The organism is Clavibacter quasicaliforniensis (genome assembly GCF_051201715.1).
GTDB lineage: Bacteria > Actinomycetota > Actinomycetes > Actinomycetales > Microbacteriaceae > Clavibacter > Clavibacter seminis.
Window position 1 is genome coordinate 2670671 of sequence record NZ_CP139624.1, and the last position, 19894, is coordinate 2690564.

Genomic DNA, 19894 nt, shown 5'->3' on the forward strand with positions numbered 1-19894 from the left:
CGGTCTCCCGCGGCAGGTGGTGCGGTCCTACTTGGCGCCGACGGTGGCCGACGCGTTCGACTCGTACGACGTGTTGGTCGACTCGAAGAAGTTGACGAGCTGCAGCGTGTCGTTCGCCGTCGCCATCCACTTCGCCGGGTTGGAGACCTTGTACTCGGCCTCGAAGCCGAGCTCCTCGAGACGGCGGTCGGCGAGGTACTTCACGTACTGGTTGATGTAGTTCGCGTTGAGCCCGAGGATGCCGTTGGGCAGGAGGTCGCGGTTGTACTGCTCCTCCATCTCGACGGCGTCGAGGATCATCTGCTTGATCTCGGCGGCGAACTCCTCGGTCTGCAGGTCGGGGTTCTCCTCGAGCACGGTGAGGATGAGGTTGATCCCGAACTTGAGGTGCAGCGACTCGTCGCGCACGATCCAGTCCATGAGCGAGCCGAAGTTGCGCAGCAGGTTCCGCTGGCGGAACGACAGCGACACCATGAAGCCCGAGTAGAACCAGATCCCCTCGAGGATCACGTTGTACGCGACGAGGTTCCGGACGAAGTCCTTCTTGCCCTCGGTGGTGGTGATGTCGAGGGTCTGCTCGGTCATGCGCTTGATGAACTTGACCTCGAACTCCTCCTTGCGCGCCATCGACGGGATGTCGACGTGGGAGTTGTACGCGGCCTCGCGGTCGATCGGGAACGTCTCCAGGACGTACTCGAACGACATGCAGTGGTTCGCCTCCTCCCACATCTGCTTCGCCAGGTAGAGGTGGCACTCCGGCGCGTTGATGTAGGGGTAGACGCCGAACGCGAGCGCCTTGTTCACGAGGAGCTCGTTCGGGTTGAAGTAGCTCATGAGGAACGTAATCGCGTGGCGCTCCTCGTCCGTCATCTTCTTGAAGTCCGCGATGTCCTCGCCGAGCTGGATCTCGTTGGGGAACCACGTGTTGGCGACGGCCTGGTCGTACAGGTCCATGGCCCACTGGTAGTTGACGGGCTTGAGGAGGAGGCCCTCCTGGATTCCCGTGCCGAGGATCTTCGACATTGGTGTCTCTACTTTCGCGCTGCGTTACGGGTCGTGCGGTGGGGCGGCCGGTCGGGCCGGGAGGAGCTAGGAGCGATTCCCGCCTACTGGCAGGAGTCGCACTGGAGCTCGTCCATGGGGTCCATGGGGACGACGTAGTCGCCGAACGTGTCGTCGTTCATCAGCGTGCACCTCCCACTCCGCCGAAGCCGAAGCCCTTGCGGGGCGCCGGGGCGGACTGCGGGGCCGGGGCCTCCGCGGTCGCGGTGGATGCGGGAGCGGCCGATGCGGGGACGGCCGCGGGAGCTCCGCCGCCGAATCCGCCGAAGCCCTTGCGCTTGGTGCCGTCGGCGTCCTGCGACTTGTCGACCTTGACGGTCGACTGCTCGGCCGTGTGACGCGGCTTCATGTGCAGGTAGTACGTGGTCTTGACCCCGCGCTCCCAGCCGGCGAAGTAGATGTCCATCATGTCGCCGAGGTCGCGCGTCTCGAGGTACATGTTGCGGCTGATGGCCTGGTCGATCCACTTCTGCGCGCGGGCCGCGACCTCGAGGAACGCGTACGGCGAGAGCTGGAAGCTCGTGCGGTACGTGGCCTTGACCGAGTCCGGGATGGCGGCGATGTTCTGGATGTCGCCCTGGCTGCGCAGGATGTTCTCGCGCACGGTCTCCCAGATGCCGAGCTCCTGCAGGTCCTTGACCAGGTTCCGGTTGACCTCGAGGAACTTGCCCGAGGAGGTGGAGCGGCTGAAGATCTGCGAGAACTGCGGGTCGAGGCCGGGCGTGGTGCCGGCGACGAGGCCGATGGACGCGGTGGGCGCGATCGCCATGAGCGTCGCGTTGCGCATGCCGCCCTTGACCTTGGCGCGCAGGGCGTCCCAGTCGAGGCGCGTCGTGCGGTTGACCTTGACGGGCACGCCGCGATCGGCCTCCATGAGCGCGATCGAGTCGAGCGGCACGAGGCCCTCCGACCAGCGCGAGCCCTCGAAGTTCGGGTACGCGCCGCGCTCCTTGGCGAGATCGGCCGACTCGTCGATGGCCGCGTATGAGACGTGCTCCATGATCTCGTCGATCAGGTCGTACGACTCCTCGGACTCGTACGAGAAGCCGAGCTTCTCGACGATGTCGGTGAAGCCCATGACGCCGAGGCCCACCGCGCGGTTCTGCTGGTTGGAGAAGTCCGCCTCCTTCACGCTGGAGCGCGTGATGTCGATGAGGTTGTCGAGCTGACGCACCGCGAGGCGCGCGCTCTGCTCGATCTTCGCGAAGTCGACCTTGCCGTCGGCGAAGTGCTGCGACAGGTTGATCGACGCCAGGTTGCAGACGGAGACGTTGTCCTCGTCCTGCGGCAGCGTGATCTCGGTGCAGAGGTTCGAGAGGTGGATCGTGCCCGTGTTGTTGTTCAGGGCGCGGTTGTTGATCGTGTCCTTCCAGGTCAGCCACGGGTGGCTGGTGGTCTGGAGCGAGATGAGGATCGACTTGAACTGCTCGCGCGCCTTGATGCGCTTGAACATGCGGATGCGCCCGGCCTCGGCCTCGCCGACGTAGAACGCGTAGCGCTCCGAGAACGCCTTGCCGTACAGCTCGTTGAGGTCGGAGACCTCCAGCGGGTCGAAGAGGTACCAGTCGTCGTCGTTCTGGACGCGCTTCATGAACTCGTCGCTGATCCACACGGCCGTGTTGGCGGTGCGGGTGCGGCGGTACGGGTCGCCCGAGTTCTGGCGCAGGTCGAGGAACTCGGGGAAGTCGAGGTGCCAGTTCTCCATGTAGAAGCACAGGGCGCCGAACTTCTTGCCGCCGCGGCTGACCGCGCGGAGCACGGAGTCGATGGTGTGCATGAACGGGATCGGGCCCGTGGAGGTGGTGTTGTTCGAGCGGATGGGCGAGCCCTGCGCGCGCAGCTTGGAGACGGAGAGGCCGATGCCGCCCGTGCCCTTGGTGAGCCACATGACGTCGCGCGTGGTCTTCGCGATGTGCTCGATGTCGTCCTGCATCTCCATGACGAAGCAGTTCGCGAGCTGCGGGTAGATGGTGCCCGCGTTGACGAGGGTGGAGCCGGCCGCGAGGTACTCGAGCTTCGACATCTTCTCGTAGAACGCGATGGCCGTCTCGGTCGGGTTCTGCTCGTTGAGCGTGAGGCCCATCGCGATGCGCATCCAGAAGTACTGGGGCACCTCGAGGGCGTCGCCGTTGCGGCCCTTGATGCCGTAGCGGTTGTTCAGCGTGACGACGCCGATGTACTTGAGCAGCTCGTCGTGCGCGGGCTCGAGGGCCTGGGAGAGGCGCTCCAGGTCGAACAGCTGCACGAGGCGGGAGTCGAGGAGCATCTCGTCGACGCCGCGCTGGATGTTGCGGGCGAAGTGCTCCGCGTGGAGGCGCTTGAGCTCCTCGGGCGAGGAGTAGTCGCCGAGGACGCGCTTGTAGATGGTCTTGAGGAGCAGGCGCGCGGCGACGGTGTCGAACGCCGGGTCGTCCTTCACGTTCTGGAGCGCGACCTGGATGACGGCCTCATCCAGCTGCTGCGTGGTGATCCCGTCGAAGAGGGTGATCTCCAGCTCGGACGCGATCTGCGTGACCCAGCCGATGTTCTCGTCGAGGCCCTGCGTCGCGTCCTCGATGGCCAGGTTGATCCTGTTCGCGTCGTACGGCTCCTTCGAGCCGTCCCTCTTGACTACCGTGATCGACACTCTGCATCTGCTCCTTGCGGTCTCGAGGCCCATGCCTCTGGGCGGGGCGGGAATGCCCCCGGTTCATGCGCCGATCAAGCGGCGATTCTTCAGCCGCGGAAAAGGCGGCGGCACGATCCGCCATCCAGTGGCTCTCGGCTGAGAGCCACTATATGTCGGGTCGTGGTCAGCGCCTAGCCACCACATCTAGTGGGCGTGTCGTCCACAGGTGTGGACAACTCCGCGGACTTGTCCACAGGTTCCACAGGCTACGGAGCGCCGCCGACATCGCTGTCCGGTGGCGCCCGGCGCTGCGGGAGCAGGCCTCCCGGCCGGTAGGATCTGACCCTCGTGAGCACGTACGGAAGCCTCCTCAAGACCCGCGGCGTGGGCCGGATCATCGCCGCCCAGCTCGTGGCGCGCTTCCCGGGCGGCATGCTCTCGCTGGCGTTCCTGATGCACGTCGAGCGGATCCACGAGTCGTACGGCGCAGCCGGCCTCGTGCTCGCGGCGACGAGCATCGGCCAGGCCGTCGCCGGCCCGCTCACGAGCCGCTGGATGGGGGTCTGGGGGATGCGCCCGGTGCTCATCCTCACGTCGGTCGTCTGCACGGTCGCCGTCGTCGCGGTGGCGCTCGGCGACGAGAGCACGTCCGTCCCCGTGTTCATGGTGCTCGGGCTCGTCGCGGGTCTCGCCAACCCGCCGGTCCAACCGGCGGTCCGCACCATCTACCCGAAGATGGTCAACTCCAAGCAGCTCACACCCCTCTTCTCCCTCGACGCGTCGGCGCAGGAGATCATCTGGGTGCTCGGCCCCGTCATCGCGACGTTCCTCGCGATCCAGGTGGACACCAGCGCCGGGATCCTCGTCGCGGCCGCCTTCCTCGTCGGCGGCGGCGCGTGGTTCATCTCCTCGCCCGAGCTCGGCCGGGTGCGCATCCCGCGGAGCAAGCGCCGGTTCGGCGTGGTGCTCGGCCGGCCGCCCGTGCTCCTCAGCACCGTCGTCGGCTTCCTGCTCATCGCCGCGTGCTCCGCCATCGAGGCGGGCGTCGTCGCGGTCTACGGGCACGGCGGTCCTGAGGCCGGCTTCGTGCTCGCGATCTTCGCGGTCGGCTCGCTCATCGGCGGCCTCTCGCTCGGGCACATCCCCATCAGCCCGTGGGCGATGGCCCGGCGGCTCACGATCATCCTGGTCGGCACCGCCCTGGCCGCCGTGTGGATGCAGTTCGCCTGGCTCTCCGTGTTCCTCTTCCTGGCGGGCGTCGGCATCGCGCCGGCGCTGGCCGTGCTGTTCGCCGTGGTCTCGTCGTCGGTGCGCTTCAGCGACACCGCGGAGGCGTACGGCTGGGTCGGCACCGGGCAGCTCATCGGCGCCGCGCTCGGATCAGCCGCGGCCGGCTTCGTCATCGACGCGCAGGGGGCGCAGGGCGCGTTCGTCGTCGCGGCGGCGCTGCTCGCGGCCGGCACGGCCATCGCCGCCGTCTTCCACCGGCACAGCCCGGACCTCCGCGGCCGCGACGCCGGACCCATCCCGGACACGGAGCCCGTCCCGGTCATGACCTGACGGCCGTCCTCGACGGCACGCCCGGGTCCCGCCGGATCGTCCCCCGGAGTCTCCGCCCCCGGAGTCTCCGCCCCTGAGGAAACGGCCCGCCGCGCTGGATAGTGTGAGGGCATGACCTCTCCGCAGACCCCTCAGACCACGCGCCGCCTGCGCGCCGGGATCGCCGGGCTGGGCCTCGTGCTCGGCCTCGCGCTCGCCGGCTGCAGCTCGCCGGCCGCCGACGACGCCGCGACCCCCACGCCCTCCGCCTCCGCAAGCGCCTCCGCCGACGCCGCGAGCCCCACGCCCGAGGCGAGCGCGGACGCCGGCTCCGGCGACGCCGCCGCGTCCGGTTCCCGGGAGGCCATCGCCGCGAAGACCCGCGACATCGCGTGCGGCCTCAAGGACAAGTCCACGCTCGAGGAGTCGGACGTGCAGGCGTTCCGCGACCTCGGCACCGAGATCTCCGCCTCCACCGAGAGCGGCGCCGCGGCGGCCGGCCAGCAGATCACGGCCCTCGCCGACCAGATCGCGCCCGGCGTCGGCCAGCCCATCAGCGACGAGCTGAAGACGCAGATGTCGACCGCCTGCGACCAGCTGCAGTAGCCCTCCCGCACGGACGACGGCCCCGGTCAGCGCGAAGCTGACCGGGGCCGCCGTGTGCCTGGTGGGACTACCAGCGCGGGTGCACCGCGGCGCGGAAGTACCGGTCGTAGACGTCCGCCACCTGGCGCTCGAAGACCTCGCCGAGCGCGGGGGCGTCGCCGGCGCGGGCGTTGGCCCGGGCCTGCTCCGCGTTGCGGGCGCCGGGGATCACCGCGGAGACGCCCTCGCGCTGCACGATCCAGGCGAGCGCGACCTGCGCCGGCGTGAGGTCGGGCGCGGCCTCGTGGGCGGCGGCCGCGAACTCGCGGGCCGCGGCCACGCCGTCGTCGTAGTCGACGCCCGAGAAGGTCTCCCCCACGTCGAACGCGGCGCCGGTGCGGTTGAAGTTGCGGTGGTCGGTCTCGGCGAAGGACGTGTCCGCGGTGTAGCGGCCGCTGAGGAGGCCGGAGGCGAGCGGGACGCGGGCGATGATCCCGACCCCGGCCTCGACGGCGGCCGGGAGCACGCGGTCGAGCGGCTTGAGGCGGAACGCGTTGAGGATGATCTGCACGCTCGCGACGCCGGGGCGCGCGATGGCGAGGAGGGCCTCGTCGGTCGTCTCGACGCTCACGCCGTAGGACGCGATCGCGCCGTCGGCGACGAGCTCGTCGAGGGCGTCGTAGACGCGGTCGCTCGAGAACACGGGCGTGGGCGGGCAGTGCAGCTGCACGAGGTCGAGCGTCTCGACGCCGAGGTTCCGGCGGGACCGGTCGGTCCACTCGCGGAAGCGGTCGAGGGTGAAGTTCGCGGGATCCTGGGCGTCGCGGCGGCCCATCTTGGTCGCGACGGTGACGCCCGCGTCGGGGTGCGCGCGCAGCCAGGATCCGATGATCGTCTCGCTGCGGCCGTCGCCGTAGACGTCGGCGGTGTCGAAGAAGGTGATGCCGGCGTCGGCCGCTGCGTCGAGCACGGCGAGGGCGTCGTCCTCGGCCACGTCACCCCAGTCCCCGCCGAGCTGCCAGGTCCCGAGTCCGATGACCGAGACGTTCCGATGGGTCCTGCCGAGGCTTCTCTGCTCCATGCGTCGAGCCTACGCGCGGGGGACGTCGGCCTCGCGTTCGCCAGCGCCGGGGTCGTCCGTCGCGGCGCGGGCGGGCCGGCGGCGCAGGGCGTGCACGGCGAGCGCGGCGATCACCGCCATCGGGCCGCCCGCGACGACGCCCGGCGCGAGGGTCACGAGCAGGGGCACGGCGTCGAGGAGCCAGCGCTCGCCCAGCGGGTCGCCGAAGCTCGAGTACGGCATGGAGGTCGCGATGCGGGCGGCGAGCGCGCGGAGGCCGAGGCCCGCGGCGGGGAAGGCGACGGCGAGGATCCAGAGCGTCGGGGCGAGCCAGCCGGCGAGGGCCGGGCGGTCGGCCGCTCGGGGGACGTACGGCGCCAGCGTCCCGTGCGTCTGCGGGTCCCCGGTGGGCGCGGACGGACCGGGAGCCTCGGCGCCCGCCTGCGGATCCGTCCGCGGATGCGGCGCCGGGGCTGGACCGGAGGCCCGCTGGAACGCCGGGTCGAACCGCGGATCCACGTCGGCGGGCTCGCCCTCCCCGTCCGACCTCCGCGTCATGACGGTCAGGCTACGCCCGGGTCGGGCCCAGGATGCTTGGCGGACGCTAGTGCTCGTCATGGGGTGCTCATAGGGTCGCCGGGTGTGATCTCCTCATGGCCCCCACCGGGCCACCCGAGACACGAAGGACCCGTCATGAACGAGACACCCCAGGAGCCGACCGGACGTCCGGACGAGGCCCCCATCGACGACACCCGCTCGACCGACGCCGCCCCGGCCGCGGCCGAGACCGCGCAGCCCGCCTGGCCGGCGCCTGCCGGTCCCGCGGCCGACGGTCCCGCAGCGCCCGACGCGCCCCGCGCACACGCCGCGCCCGCGGCCCCCGCGGCGTGGACCGCCCCGACCGACGCGCACGCCACCGCGGGCCCCGCGGTCGGCGCCGGCGCCCCCACCGCGCAGCAGCCGACGGCGCAGCAGCCCACCGCCCAGCAGCCCACCGCCGCCTACGCCACCGCGATGCCCGCCGGGGGCCACCCCGCGGGATCCCCGTGGCCCGCCCCCGCCACCGACGCCTTCGGCCGCCCCCTCCACGTCGACGCGGCCGGGAACCCCGTCCCGCCCAAGCGGATGCGCCGCGGCCTCCGCACGGGCCTCATCGCCGGGGCGTCCGCCCTCGCGCTCCTCCTCTCCTTCGGCAGCGGCACCGCGGTGGGCTTCATGGCCGACCTCGGTCGCTCGAACCCGCAGGCCGGGAGCACGCAGATCCAGGACCCGGGCTCCTTCACGCCGGGCCAGGGCTTCGGCCGCGGCACGACCACGCTGCCCGGGCAGGGATCCGGCAGCGGCTCCGGCTCGGAATCCGGCACGCAGTCCGGCACCGGGCGGGGCACCTCGGTCACCTCCCCCGAGGCGACCACCGCGCAGAAGGCCGGCGTCGTCACGATCGACTCCGCGCTCACCTACGAGAACGCGGCCGGCGCGGGCACGGGCATCATCCTGTCGTCCGACGGCACGATCCTCACCAACAACCACGTCGTCAGCGGCGCCACCAGCATCCGCGTCACGGTCGAGTCGACCGGCAAGGCCTACGTCGGGAAGGTCGTCGGCACCGACGCCACGAACGACGTCGCGGTCCTCAAGCTCGAGGGCGCGTCGGGCCTCACGCCGGCGAAGCTCGACACGGACGGCGCACAGGTCGGCGAGGCCGTCACGGGCGTCGGCAACGCGGGCGGCACGGGCACGCTCACCGCGGCGACCGGCCAGGTCACGGCGCTCGGCCAGACCATCACGACGCAGTCCGAGGGCACGGCCGCGGGCGAGACGCTCACCGACCTGATCCAGACGGACGCGGCGATCGTCTCCGGCGACTCCGGCGGGCCGCTCGTGGACGCGGAGGGGGAGGTCGTCGGCATCGACACCGCAGCCTCCTCGGGCTCCGAGCCGATCGCCGGGTTCGCCATCCCGATCGACAAGGCCGTGTCCATCGCGAAGCAGATCGAGAGCGGCGTCGAGTCCGGCACAGTCAAGATCGGCTACCCGGCGTTCCTCGGAGTGCTGCTCGCGAACGGCGCGGGCACCGTCGCGGGCGCTCCCGTGCAGGGCGTCGTCGACGGATCCGGCGCCGCGAAGGCGGGACTCGCCCAGGGCGACGTCGTCACCTCGGTCGACGGCAAGGCCGTCGCCTCGGCCTCCGAGCTCAGCACCGCGATCTCCGCGCACAAGCCCGGCGAGTCGGTGAAGCTCGGGTGGACCACCGCGGCCGGCGCCGAGAAGACCGGCACCGTCACCCTCACCGAGGGCCCCGTGAGCTGACCCGCTCCTCCCCCACGACGACGGCCCGTCCTGCATCGCGCAGGGCGGGCCGTCGTCGTGCGGCTGGCGTCAGCTGCGGGTCACGTCCAGCACCACGACCGCCCAGGACAGCGCCGGGAGCGTGAGCGTCAGGCGCCCGCCCTCCGCGCGCACGCCCTCGAGCGGCACGAGGCCGACCTGCTCGCCCGACTCGAGCGTGTTGCTCGCGTGCCGGTCACCGCCCTCGGGCACGCGCAGGACCTCGGCGCGGAGGATCCGGCCGGCATCGAGCCCGCGCAGCGCGACCTCGGTCGACGCGTCCTCCTCGAGCCCGCGGTTGGCGAGGAAGAGCGACACGGTGCCGGCCTCGTCGTCCCAGGTCGCGCTCACGTCGACCACGTCGGCGGTGCCGAACCGGTCGTTGTCGTAGCGGTCGCTGTCGACCTCGACCTGGAGGATCCGGCCCGTCGCGAGCTGCGCCATCCGGGCGAACGGCCAGAAGATCGACTGCCGCCAGGCGGGCCCGGCCTCCTCGCTGCGGATCGGCGCGATCACGTTCACGAGCTGCGCCTGGTTCGCGATCTTCACCCGGTCGCCGTGCCGCAGCAGCGAGTTGAGCAGAGTGCCGACGACCACCGCGTCGGTGACGCTGTACTCGTCCTCGATGACCCGCGGGTGCTCGCGCCAGCCCGCCTTCTCGATGCGGTGCGGTTGGTCCTCGCCGTCCAGCCCGCGCTGGTACCAGACGTTCCACTCGTCGAACGAGAGGTCGATGCGCTTGCGGTTCTTCAGGCGCGCGCCGGTCGCGTCCGCGGTGGCGACCACCGACTCGATGAAGAAGTCCATGTCCACGGCGCTCGCGAGGAAGCTCCGCACGTCGCCCTCGTGCTCCTGGTAGTAGGCGTGCAGCGAGACGTAGTCGACGACGTCGTAGGTGTGGCCGAGCACGGTCTGCTCCCACTGGCCGAAGGTCGGCATGCCCGAGTTGGAGCTGCCGCACGCGACCAGCTCGATGCTCGGATCCACCAGCCGCATGGCCTTGCCGGCCTCCTGCGCGAGGCGGCCGTACTCGTCGGCGGTCTTGTGCCCGATCTGCCACGGCCCGTCCATCTCGTTGCCGAGGCACCAGAGCTTGATGTCGAAGGGCTCCTCGGCGCCGTTCCTGCGCCGCATGTCGGAGTACTTCGATCCGCCGGGGTGGTTCGCGTACTCCACGAGTGAGCGGGCCGCGTCGACGCCGCGCGTGCCGAGGTTGATGGCCTCCATCACCTCGACGCCCGCGGCCCTCGACCAGCCCACGAACTCGTGCAGGCCGAACGCGTTCGTCTCCACGGTGTGCCACGCGCCGTCGAGGCGGCGGGGCCGGTCCTCGACGGGGCCGACGCCGTCCTCCCAGTCGTAGCCGGAGACGAAGTTGCCGCCGGGGTACCGGACGACCGTGGCGCCGAGCTCCTTGGTGAGGTCGAGCACGTCCTGCCGGTAGCCCTCGGGCGTCGCGGTCGGGTGGCCCGGCTCGTAGATGCCGCTGTAGACGCACCGGCCCATGTGCTCGACGAACGAGCCGAAGAGCCGGCGGGGCACGTCGCCGATGGTGAAGTCGCGGTCGATGGTGATGCGGGCGCGGGTCATGGGCGTCCTCCTTGACGAGGGGCCCGGGCGCGTGCGTCCCGGGCGGGATGGGTGGTGCGGGTCGGGGTGTCGTAGCGCGGCATCACTGCCCGCCGAACCCGGTGGTCGAGATGCCCTTGATGATCTGGCGCTGGAAGAAGAGGAACACCAGGATCAGCGGCAGCGCGGCGAGCACGGCCGACGCCATGTTCTGCGCGTACTGGATCCCGTAGGCGTTCTTCACCGTCTGCAGGCCGACCGGCAGGGTCATGAGCGTGGCGTCGTTCGTGGCGATGAAGGGCCAGAGGAAGTTGTTCCACGCGCCGATGAAGACGAAGATCGCGACCGCCGAGAGGATGGGGCGCGACAGCGGCATCACGATCTGCAGGAACACGCGCACGCGTCCCGCGCCGTCGACGCGCGCGGCGTCCTCGAGCTCGATCGGGATCTGGTCGAAGAACGCCTTCAGGATGAACACCATGGCGGGCTGCACGATCTGCGGCAGGATCACGGCCCAGAGGGTGTCCACCAGGTTGAACGACAGCATCTGGTAGAAGAGCGGGACGATGAGGATCTGCGGCGGGATGATGATCGACGCCACGATCGCCCCCATCAGCAGCTTGCGGCCGCGGAAGTCGATGCGGCTGAGCGCGTAGCCGGCGAGCGCCGAGAACACGACCGCGACCACGGTGATCACCGTGCTCGTCAGCAGGCTGTTCCACGTCCACAGCGGGATCGTGCCGCCGTTCAGCACCGACGCGTAGGCGTCGAGCGTGAAGCCTCCCGCCGGGAAGACGGTGACGGGGAACGCCGCGGCGTCCGTCTCCGACTTGAACGACGTGAGCACCGCCCAGAGGAACGGCAGCAGCCACGCGGCGGCGAGGACGATGAGGATCAGGAGCGCGGCGATGCGCGACGGCTGGAACCGGGGCGTCCCGGTGCGGCCCTGGCGGGCGGCGACGCTGGTCGCGGGCCTCCGGGCGAGCGTGCCGGAGGAGAAGGCGGGACGGGTCGCGGTGGTCATGACTTCCTCCGGGTGGCGGTGAACTGGATGACCGAGATGACCACGATCAGGGCGAAGAAGATGTAGGAGATGGCGGCCGAGTAGCCGAAGCGGAAGCCGGTGAACCCGGTCTCGAAGACGTACTGCACGATGGGCCGCGTCGATCCGCCCGGGCCGCCCGCGGTCATCTGGTAGATCTGGTCGAAGACCTTGAGCGACGCGAGCACCTGCAGGATCGCGAGGAGCGCGGTGGTCGGGGCGAGCTGCGGGATCGTGATGGAGAACAGCTGCCGCCACTTGCCCGCGCCGTCGAGCGCGGCGGCCTCGTACTGCTGGTCGGGGATGTTCTGCAGCGCGGCCAGGTAGATGAGGAAGTTGAACCCGACGGTCCACCACACGGTGGTGACGACGACGCTCGTCATGGCGAGGTTCGAGTCCTGCAGCCACGCGGGCTGCGGGAGGCCGAACGCCCCGGCGATCGCGTTCACCACGCCGAGCTGCGGGTTGTACATCCACAGCCAGAACAGCGACACCACCGTGGACGCGAGCAGGAACGGCAGGAAGAACGCGAGCCGCCAGAGCCACTGGCCCGGGAGGCCGAGGTTCACGAGGAGCGCGAGCACGAGGCCGACGACGAGGAGCGGGATGGTGCTCGCGATCGTGAACACCACGGTGTTGCCGAGCGAGCGCCACATCTGGCTGTCGCCGAACGCCTCGAAGTAGTTCGCGAAGCCGATGAGCTCGCTGTTGGCGCCCGTGAGGCTCTGCCCGGTGAGGCTCTGGTAGAAGCCGTAGAGCACCGGCCAGACCAGGAACACCAGGAAGGTGATGAGGAACGGGGCGATGAAGAGCATGCCCTGGGTCTGCTCCTTGGCCTTGACCTTGGGCTGGCCGACGGCGGGCCGCGGGGAGGCTGGCCCGGGCGCGGGGGCGACCGGGGTGGGTGGTGCTGCTGTCGTCACGAGTGGACTCCTTCGTCGTTTCGCTGGGAAGAGGGTGCGGCGCCGCGCACGGGCGGCGGTCGCGAGGTCGATCGGGCGCTGCGGGGTCGCGCGCTACAGGGGGTTGGGCTTGGCGAGCAGCGCGTCGATCTGCCGGATGAAGGCGTCGAGGCCGACGCCCGCCTCCTGCCGCCCGAGGAACACGTTCTGCACGTTCTCGGCGAAGTACGTCTGGAAGTCCGAGCCGGATCCGGTGAAGTACGCCACCGGGTCGTACTCGATCTGCGCGGCCGCGTTCGCGTAGTGCGCCTGCGGCAGGAGCTCCGCGTACTCGGGGCTGTCGACGATGGGCTTGTACGCCGGGATGTGCCCGGCGCCCGCCCACTGCAGCGAGTTCTTCAGCAGGTCGGCGACGAACGCGTACGTCCTCTCGCGCTTGACGGGATCCGGCGAGCTCTGGTGCGGCAGCACGAACGCGTGCGAGTCGGCGAAGGTCGCGGGCGTGCCGAACAGGTTCGGGATGGGCATCGCGTCGAAGGGCACCTTCGCCTTCTGGAAGGTGGGGAGCTCCCACACGCCCGTGACGATGGCGCCGCTCTTGGCGCCCGCGAACTCGGCGATGGCGGTGCCCGCGTCGCCGCTCGGGGTGGCGATCGTGCCGTCGAGCAGGGTCTGGATGTACTCGAGCGACGCGACGGCCTTGTCGCGGTCGTAGACGACCTGGCCGCCCGTGGGCAGCTCCATGTCGCCGCCCATCTGCTTGTAGAACGTGTAGAACATGCGCCACATCTGGGCGCCGTCGCCGAGGTACCCGTAGCTCAGGGCGTGCTCGCCGGTGACGGCCTGCATCGCCCGCATGACCTCGAGGAACCGGTCAGGCGACGTGATCTCCTCGAGCTGGCCATCGCTGCCCAGCACGCCAGCCTGGGCCGCGATGTCCGTGTTGTACATGAGGATGAACGGGTGGCTGTCGAGGGCGATGGAGTACAGCTTCCCGTCGACGACGCCCTTGTCCCAGACGCGCGGCTCGAAGTCGGCCTGCGTGACCCCGAGCTCGGCGAGCCTGTCGGTGTCCCACGGATCGAGCAGGCCGCCGGGCGCGAAGCCGGGCACGCGGGCCGCGTGCATGATGGCGACGTCGGGGGCGCGGCCGCCGACCGACGCCATGGCGAGCTTCGTGTAGTACGGCTGGCCCCAGGCGAGGACGGTGGCGGTGACGTCGAATCCGCCGCCGGAGTCGTTCGCCTCCTTCACCATCTCCGTCATCCGGATGCCGTCGCCGCCGGACAGCAGGTGCCAGTACTTCAGGTCGACGATGCCGCCGGCCGACGCCACCTGGGGCGCGCAGCCGGAGAGACCTCCGACCAGGAACGCGCCGCCCAGGGCCGCCGCTCCGCCCATGAGGATCTGACGCCTCGACCATGCCGAGGGACGTCCCCCGGCCTTTCCCGTAACAGGATCCATTGACCACTCCTTTGTGATGCAGTGATCATTACATCGTTGTAATGCGGAGCGCAACGTTTCCCCGGGCCGATCCGTCGGAGGTTCGCCGTCGGGTCAGGCCGGGTCAGGCGGTCGGGCGCGTGCTGCCGCGGACGACGATGCGGTGCGGGATCACGACCTGCACGGGCGGGCCGTCGCGCTCCTCGATCCTGCGCACCAGCTGGCCGACGGCTGCCTCCGCGTAGGCGCGGATGTCGAAGTGCACGGAGGTGAGGGTGGGGATCGAGAAGCGCGACTGGTCGACGTCGTCGAAGCCCGCGACCTGGATGTCCTCGGGGACGCGCACCCCGTGGTCGGCGAGCGCGCGCAGGGCGCCGAACGCGAGGCCGTCGGTGAAGCAGAACAGGGCGTCCGGCACGGGATTGCCGTCGGCCAGCCAGGCGTCGACGGCCTCGGCCCCCGACGCGCTGTTCCAGCCCGTGCGGTCGATCTCGACGGGCACCTCGCCCGCCTCCTCCATCGCGCGCCGGTAGCCGATGCGGCGGAGGTCGCCCGCCGCGGACTCCTCGCGCGTGGCCGTGCCGAGCGCGGCGATGCGCCGGGCCCCCGTGCCGAGGAGGTGGCGCGTCATGTCGTACGCCGCCCGGACGCTGTCGACGAGCACACGGTCGACGATCTCCTGCTCGACCTCGCCGATCACCACGACGGGCGGCAGCGACTCGGCGCGCGAGATGGCGCTACGTGAGAGCAGCACGGGGTTGAGGATCAGGCCGTCGACCAGGTGCTCGCGCGCCCGGGACATGAGGTCGCGCTCGCGGTCGGGCCGCGAGCCCGTCTCCTCCATCTGGATGCTGTAGCCGGCCTCGTGCGCCACCTCCACCAGGTGGTGCGCGAGCTCGGCGGAGTAGGCGGTGCCGAGGTCGGGCAGGGCGACCGCGATGACGCCCGTGCGCCCGTTGCGGAGGCCGCGGGCGGACAGGTTCGGCACGTAGTCGAGGTCGGCGACCGCCCGCTCGACGCGCTCGCGCGTGGCGGGGCTCACGGCGACGCGCCCGGTGATGACGTTCGAGACCGTCTTCGGGGAGACCCCGGCGCGCGCGGCGACGTCCTTCACTGTCGCGCGCATGGTCCTCCCGGGGCCGACCGTCGGCGGCGTCTGCCGCACGCGGTGCCCTGCGAATCTAATGCACACGCATTCCCCCGCCCGCGGAGGCGACGCCCGGGAGCGCCCGGCATACTTCACGGATGATCTCCACCGCGAACGCCACTACCCTCCTGGAGCTCGGCCTCGAGTGGAGCCCCGAGCCCGGCGACCGGTTCCGGATCCGCGGCCAGGGCTTCGAGTCCGACGTCTTCACCATCAGCGAGCTCACGATCGAGGCGCACGAGCACGCGACCGGCACCGTGCTCGGCTTCAACGGCACGACCGAGTGGGCGCTCGACTCCGTGGCCCTCGAGGACAGCCTGTGGCTGCCGCGCGAGGACCAGCTCCGAGCGCTGCTCGGCGGGGCGTTCAGGTCGCTCAGGCGCGAGATCGGCGGCGCGGAGGACGGTGCGCACGTGGTGCTCGTCGAGATCGACGGCCAGGAGGTCGAGCACCGGGACCTCGAGGCCGAGGAGGCCTACGCCAAGGCGCTCATCGCCGTGATGGAGGCCCGGACCCCGACGCCGCCCGCCGCCTGACGCGGGGTCGCCGGCGGGCTCAGGCCCGCGCGCGACGACGTACGACGAGGGCCGAGATCGCGCGCCAGCCGAGCATCAGGAGCCCCAGGATGATCGCGGTCGTGATGACGAACGGGATCACGACGCCCTCGCCGCTGAGCGCGCGGAGCACCATGCCGACCACGAGCGTCACGCCCCACACCAGGAGGCCGGTGGGCACGACGCGCGACGGGCTGCGCCAGGCCCGAGCCACGATCCAGCCGACGAGCCCGCCCGCGAGGAACGGCCACGCGGTGCCGAGGACGCCCGACGGCACGAGGTCCTCGCCGTGGCTCGCCCGCCCGATGAGGACGAAGACGACGATGAGCGCGGCGTCGAGGACGACGGCGCGGACGATCTCGGGACGGGCTGCGCGGCGGGCGGTTCGGGGAGTCACCCCGCGATCCTAGGCGTCGCGCGCTGGGCGGTCGGCGAGCCCGTCGTCGTCGGACACCGTCGTGCCCGGCAGCGTGAGGAACCCGTCGGCGACGAGCGCGCGGATCCGCGGGAGCAGCTCGGCGCGCAGGGCGTCGGCGTCCACCGCGGTGAGCTGCGCGACGGCGTCGACGATGGCGCCCACCGCGAGCTCCCCGTCGCACGCGCCGACGAGCGCCGCGAGCCCGGTGTCGAGCGGCACCTCGCGGCCGAAGCCGGCGCCCTGGCGGAGCGTCATGACCGTGGGATCCTCGGCGCCCGGCCAGTAGTGCCGCTCCTCCGTGACGTCGCCGGCCACCACGAGCGCGAGCCCGGCGAGCGCGTGGTCGTCGACGTCGGCGAGTGCGTCGTGCGCAGCCAGGGATGCCTGGAGGTGGTCACCGAGGCCGGTGGGGTTGTGGCCGAGGCCGCCGTGCAGCCGCTCGATCCGGCGGAGCGTCGGCGTCCCCGAGGTCGGCCGGCGGAGGGTGAGGTAGCCGAAGCCGACCGCGTCCACGCCACGCGCGGTGAAGTCGTCGAGCCAGGCGCCCATGAGGGCCTCCGACTCCGGGGTGCCGGCACGTGTGCCGCCGTCGCGGATCCACGTCTCGGCATAGAGCGCGGCGTCCTGCACCTCGCGCTCGACGATCCACGCGTCGAGGCCGGATCCGGTGCGCGCCGCCGCCCGGTCCAGCCAGCCCGCGACGCGCTCGAGGCCGGGCTCCCCGGTGCGGTGCTCCCAGTTGCCGAGGAGCTGCGCGACGCCGCCGGGCGTGAGGTGGTCGGCGAGGTCGGCGACGACGCCCTCCACGAGCGCGTCGCCGACGAGCCCGGCGTCGCGGTACTCGTAGGCCGGCACGCCCTCCGCGCGCGGGGTGATCACGAACGGCGGGTTCGAGACGATGTGGTCGAACCGCTCCCCCGCGACCGGCTCGAACAGGCTGCCGAGCCGGAGCTCGATGGTCGTGATCCCGTTGAGGGCCGCGTTGAGCGCCGCGAACGCGAGGGCGCGCGCGGAGATGTCGGTCGCCACGACCCGGTCGGCGTGGCGGGAGGCGTGCAGCGCCTGGATCCCGCAGCCGGTGCCGAGGTCGAGGGCGCTGGCGACGGGCGCGGAGATCATGAGGCCGCTGAGGGTGGCGGACGCGCCGCCGACGCCGAGCACGTGGTCCTCGTCGAGCGCGCCGCCGGTGGCCAGCTCGCCGAGGTCGGACGCGATCCACCACTCGCCGACGCCGTGCGCGTCGATGAAGCCGTAGGGGCGGAGATCGACGGCCGGGCGCACCCGCTCGCCGTCGACCTCGACGAGGCCGAGGCGTGCGGCACCGTCGAGGCCCAGCATCGGCAGGGCGTCGCGGAGGTCGGCCGCGTCGACCGGGTCACCGAGCACGAAGAGGGCCGCGAGGACGGCGGCCGCGGGCAGGCCGTCGGCGGTGCGGGCGGCCTCGACGGCGCGACGGGCCGGGATCCGGTTCCCGCGGTGCAGCGCCTGCCCGGCCGCGTCACCCCACACGTCGAGCGCCGACGCCAGGGTGAAGGGCGCCGCCTCGAGGTCGGCGCGCAGCGCCCGCACCTCAGGGGTCGCGATGGTCACGGGCGGGATCGCGGGGCGGGGCACCGACCGATCTTAACCGGGCCCGGCACGAGGAAGCGGCGCCGGCCGCCGAGCGGGGTTCGCTCGGCGACCGGCGCCGCAGGTGATGAGAAGGAGCCGGGGTCAGCGGCTCGAGACGGTGAGCGCGGGCGCGCTCGGAGCCTGCGTCCCCTGGACGTTCAGGCCGACGTGCACGGTCTGGCCCGCGGGGATCTTCCCCGCCCAGTCAGCGCCGGTGCACGTGATGCGGCTGGACGCCACGGTGCAGGTCATCCCCCAGCTGTTCGGGACGGCCGTGACGCCGGGGCTGTCCCAGGAGACCGTCCAGCCGGACACCGCTGAGCTGGCGGTGACGGAGAGCTCGGACGAGTATCCCGTGCCCCACGACCCGTTCAGCTTGTACGTGGCGGACGCCCCGCCCGACGGAGCGGGCTGCGGCTGGGGCTGCGGCTGGGGCTGGGGCTGCGGCTGCGGCTGCGGCTGCGGCGCGGGCTGCGTGCCGGATCCCGAGCCGGAACCGCTTCCCGAGCCGGAACCCGACCCCGACCCCGACCCCGAGCCGGATCCCGACGAGGACGCCGGGTGCAGGATCGGCGCCATCGCGTCGAGCTTCGCCTGCTCGGGGGTGACCCAGTCGGACTTCACGAGCCCGCCCGTGTCACCGCTGTCGGGGTTGAACGACCAGAACGACGAGCTGATGCCGGTGGTCTGGAGGTACGACACGAGGGTCGAGAGCCACTGCTTGTCGCTGGTGGTCTCGAGCTTGGTGCCGAACTCACCGAGCAGCACCGGGGCGATGCTCTTCTTCGCGAGGTACCCCCAGGCGACGTCCCACACGCCCGGGAGGTTGTCGGGGTAGTCCGACGCGCTGAACCACGACTGTGCGTAGATGCTCGCGGGGTAGTCGTGCGGCGAGTACACGACGCGGTTCGGCACGCTCAGCTCGACCGGCTTGTCGCCGGCGGCGCCCAGCGCCCCGCCCCACCACGTGCCGGACCCGCCGGGCTCCGTGTCGGTGCCCTCGACGATGACGAGCAGCTTCGGGTTGACCGACAGCACCGCGTCACCACCGCGCTCGGCGGCCAGCCGCCAGTCGGTGCCGATGACCCCGGTGCCCCACGTGGCCTGGCCATGCGGCTCGTTGTGCAGGTCGACGCCGATGACCGTGGGGTCGTCCTTGTAGCGGTCCGCGAGCATCTTCCAGTCAGCGATCCACTGCGCCTCGGAGAGGTCGTTCGAATACCACAGCTCGGACTGCCCGTCGGTCGTCGGGCGGTGCTGGTCGAGGAACACGTTCAGGCCGTTGGCCTTCGCGGAGGCGATGGCGCGGTCCATGAGCTGCAGCGGGGTGATGCCCTTCAGATCCGGATTGGCGGTGGCGCCCCAGTCGGCCACGCTCGACGCCCGGAGGCAGCTGTTCGCGAACGGCATGCGCACCGTCGTGAAGCCCATGTCGTGGAGGTGCTTCATGCCGCTGTCGAGGGTGATCTTGTCGAGCCCGTGGAGCACGCAGCCCGACGACTCGAGCCCGAACCAGGCGGCTCCGCGCACGGTGTACGTGGAACCGGACGAGTCGACGATCTTCCCGCCGTCCGTGTGGAGCCATCCGGATGCGGTCGCGGTGGTCGACGCCGCGGCGGTCCGCGCCGAGGTGGAGCCCGCATCGGCTGCGGAGGCGGTCGACGCTCCCGCAGCCGCGAGCGCGACCGGGAGGAGCAATCCGAGCAGGGCTGTGGTGATGCCTCTTCGTGTCTTCATGCGGGAAGGCTAGGACCGCCGCGCCCGCCGCGCGCGCATCCCTCACACCCCGTGAGGGTGAGCTGGCGTGCGCCGCCGGGAAAGCAAAAACCCCGCCGGAGCGGGGTTCTTGTGGACCTAAGGAGATTCGAACTCCTGACCTCCTCGATGCGAACGAGGCGCGCTACCAACTGCGCCATAGGCCCTGACAACTCCACGAGACTACCACGTCACGCGGAGCCCTTCGAACCGCCGAGGCGACCGCGGACCCAGCAGGCCGGTCGCCCGGCGCGGGCCCTCCGACGGACGG

General features: G+C 71.4%; 16 protein-coding genes and 1 tRNA gene. 4 read left to right on the top strand and 13 right to left on the bottom strand.

Going from position 1 to position 19894, the window contains the following annotated elements; all coding sequences use genetic code 11:
* Positions 1–27 precede the first annotated feature (27 nt).
* Positions 28–1023: a ribonucleotide-diphosphate reductase subunit beta gene (locus NL142_RS12700; protein ID WP_012039117.1), complete on the bottom strand. Its 996-nt coding sequence runs from the start codon at positions 1021–1023 to the stop codon at positions 28–30.
* A gap of 160 nt (positions 1024–1183) precedes the next feature.
* Positions 1184–3688 carry a ribonucleoside-diphosphate reductase subunit alpha gene (locus NL142_RS12705; RefSeq protein ID WP_435080018.1) on the bottom strand — a complete coding sequence of 835 codons (2505 nt, stop codon included), beginning with the start codon at positions 3686–3688 and terminating at the stop codon, positions 1184–1186.
* Between the two features lie 330 nt (positions 3689–4018).
* On the opposite strand from NL142_RS12705, the gene NL142_RS12710 reads away from it, so the two are divergent.
* Positions 4019–5230, top strand: a complete 1212-nt coding sequence (locus NL142_RS12710; protein WP_012039119.1) for an MFS transporter — start codon at positions 4019–4021, stop codon at positions 5228–5230.
* Positions 5231–5341: 111 nt separating this feature from the next.
* The gene (locus NL142_RS12715; RefSeq protein ID WP_435080021.1) at positions 5342–5815 is read left to right on the top strand and encodes a hypothetical protein; all 474 of its coding nucleotides are present in this window, start codon (positions 5342–5344) and stop codon (positions 5813–5815) included.
* Between the two features lie 67 nt (positions 5816–5882).
* On the opposite strand, the gene NL142_RS12720 is transcribed toward NL142_RS12715, so the two are convergent.
* The gene (locus tag NL142_RS12720) at positions 5883–6875 is read right to left on the bottom strand and encodes an aldo/keto reductase (RefSeq protein ID WP_435080023.1); all 993 of its coding nucleotides are present in this window, start codon (positions 6873–6875) and stop codon (positions 5883–5885) included.
* Positions 6876–6884: 9 nt separating this feature from the next.
* Positions 6885–7412 (bottom strand): hypothetical protein, encoded by a 528-nt coding sequence (locus tag NL142_RS12725; protein ID WP_435080025.1) that lies wholly within the window; start codon positions 7410–7412, stop codon positions 6885–6887.
* A 135-nt stretch (positions 7413–7547) separates the two neighbouring features.
* Here NL142_RS12725 and NL142_RS12730 point away from each other — a divergent pair, with 135 nt between their 5' ends.
* Complete coding sequence (locus tag NL142_RS12730; protein ID WP_435080027.1) at positions 7548–9164, top strand: S1C family serine protease; 1617 nt, start codon at positions 7548–7550, stop codon at positions 9162–9164.
* Positions 9165–9233: 69 nt separating this feature from the next.
* Here NL142_RS12730 and NL142_RS12735 read toward each other — a convergent pair whose 3' ends face one another.
* The 5 genes from NL142_RS12735 to NL142_RS12755 form a co-directional block, all read right to left on the bottom strand.
* Positions 9234–10772, bottom strand: coding sequence for an arabinosylfuranosidase ArfA (locus NL142_RS12735; RefSeq protein WP_435080029.1), 1539 nt, complete (start codon positions 10770–10772; stop codon positions 9234–9236).
* An 82-nt stretch (positions 10773–10854) separates the two neighbouring features.
* Positions 10855–11775, bottom strand: a complete 921-nt coding sequence (locus NL142_RS12740; protein ID WP_435080031.1) for a carbohydrate ABC transporter permease — start codon at positions 11773–11775, stop codon at positions 10855–10857.
* Entirely contained in the window at positions 11772–12716 is a 945-nt protein-coding gene (locus NL142_RS12745) for a carbohydrate ABC transporter permease (RefSeq protein ID WP_194684952.1), read from the bottom strand. Before NL142_RS12745 ends, NL142_RS12740 begins: the two co-directional genes overlap by 4 nt.
* A 93-nt stretch (positions 12717–12809) precedes the next feature.
* Positions 12810–14159, bottom strand: coding sequence for an extracellular solute-binding protein (locus tag NL142_RS12750; RefSeq protein ID WP_435080034.1), 1350 nt, complete (start codon positions 14157–14159; stop codon positions 12810–12812).
* Positions 14160–14262: 103 nt separating this feature from the next.
* Positions 14263–15264 (bottom strand): LacI family DNA-binding transcriptional regulator, encoded by a 1002-nt coding sequence (locus NL142_RS12755; protein ID WP_435080036.1) that lies wholly within the window; start codon positions 15262–15264, stop codon positions 14263–14265.
* Between the two features lie 119 nt (positions 15265–15383).
* Between NL142_RS12755 and NL142_RS12760 the strand changes: the two genes are divergently transcribed.
* A complete protein-coding gene (locus NL142_RS12760) occupies positions 15384–15821 on the top strand; it encodes a pilus assembly protein CpaE (protein ID WP_435080038.1) in 438 nt (145 codons plus the stop codon).
* 19 nt (positions 15822–15840) lie between these two features.
* Here the strand turns inward: NL142_RS12760 and NL142_RS12765 are convergent, their stop codons facing one another.
* The 4 genes from NL142_RS12765 to NL142_RS12780 form a co-directional block, all read right to left on the bottom strand.
* Positions 15841–16236, bottom strand: coding sequence for a DUF3054 domain-containing protein (locus NL142_RS12765; RefSeq protein ID WP_435080040.1), 396 nt, complete (start codon positions 16234–16236; stop codon positions 15841–15843).
* A gap of 9 nt (positions 16237–16245) precedes the next feature.
* Positions 16246–17871 (bottom strand): DUF7059 domain-containing protein, encoded by a 1626-nt coding sequence (locus NL142_RS12770; protein ID WP_435080042.1) that lies wholly within the window; start codon positions 17869–17871, stop codon positions 16246–16248.
* A gap of 99 nt (positions 17872–17970) precedes the next feature.
* Entirely contained in the window at positions 17971–19605 is a 1635-nt protein-coding gene (locus tag NL142_RS12775; protein ID WP_435080044.1) for a cellulase family glycosylhydrolase, read from the bottom strand.
* A gap of 112 nt (positions 19606–19717) precedes the next feature.
* Positions 19718–19790 (bottom strand) — tRNA-Ala (locus tag NL142_RS12780).
* Positions 19791–19894 lie beyond the last annotated feature (104 nt).

Excerpts from the sequence above, each read along its gene's own strand:
- NL142_RS12700 (WP_012039117.1), bottom strand. The coding sequence starts at position 1,023 with ATGTCGAAGATCCTCGGCACGGGAATCCAGGAGGGCCTCCTCCTCAAG.
- NL142_RS12715 (WP_435080021.1), top strand. The coding sequence starts at position 5,342 with ATGACCTCTCCGCAGACCCCTCAGACCACGCGCCGCCTGCGCGCCGGG.
- NL142_RS12720 (WP_435080023.1), bottom strand. The coding sequence starts at position 6,875 with ATGGAGCAGAGAAGCCTCGGCAGGACCCATCGGAACGTCTCGGTCATC.
- NL142_RS12725 (WP_435080025.1), bottom strand. The coding sequence starts at position 7,412 with ATGACGCGGAGGTCGGACGGGGAGGGCGAGCCCGCCGACGTGGATCCG.
- NL142_RS12730 (WP_435080027.1), top strand. The coding sequence starts at position 7,548 with ATGAACGAGACACCCCAGGAGCCGACCGGACGTCCGGACGAGGCCCCC.
- NL142_RS12735 (WP_435080029.1), bottom strand. The coding sequence starts at position 10,772 with ATGACCCGCGCCCGCATCACCATCGACCGCGACTTCACCATCGGCGAC.
- NL142_RS12740 (WP_435080031.1), bottom strand. The coding sequence starts at position 11,775 with ATGACCACCGCGACCCGTCCCGCCTTCTCCTCCGGCACGCTCGCCCGG.
- NL142_RS12750 (WP_435080034.1), bottom strand. The coding sequence starts at position 14,159 with ATGGATCCTGTTACGGGAAAGGCCGGGGGACGTCCCTCGGCATGGTCG.
- NL142_RS12755 (WP_435080036.1), bottom strand. The coding sequence starts at position 15,264 with ATGCGCGCGACAGTGAAGGACGTCGCCGCGCGCGCCGGGGTCTCCCCG.
- NL142_RS12760 (WP_435080038.1), top strand. The coding sequence starts at position 15,384 with ATGATCTCCACCGCGAACGCCACTACCCTCCTGGAGCTCGGCCTCGAG.
- NL142_RS12775 (WP_435080044.1), bottom strand. The coding sequence starts at position 19,605 with ATGAAGACACGAAGAGGCATCACCACAGCCCTGCTCGGATTGCTCCTC.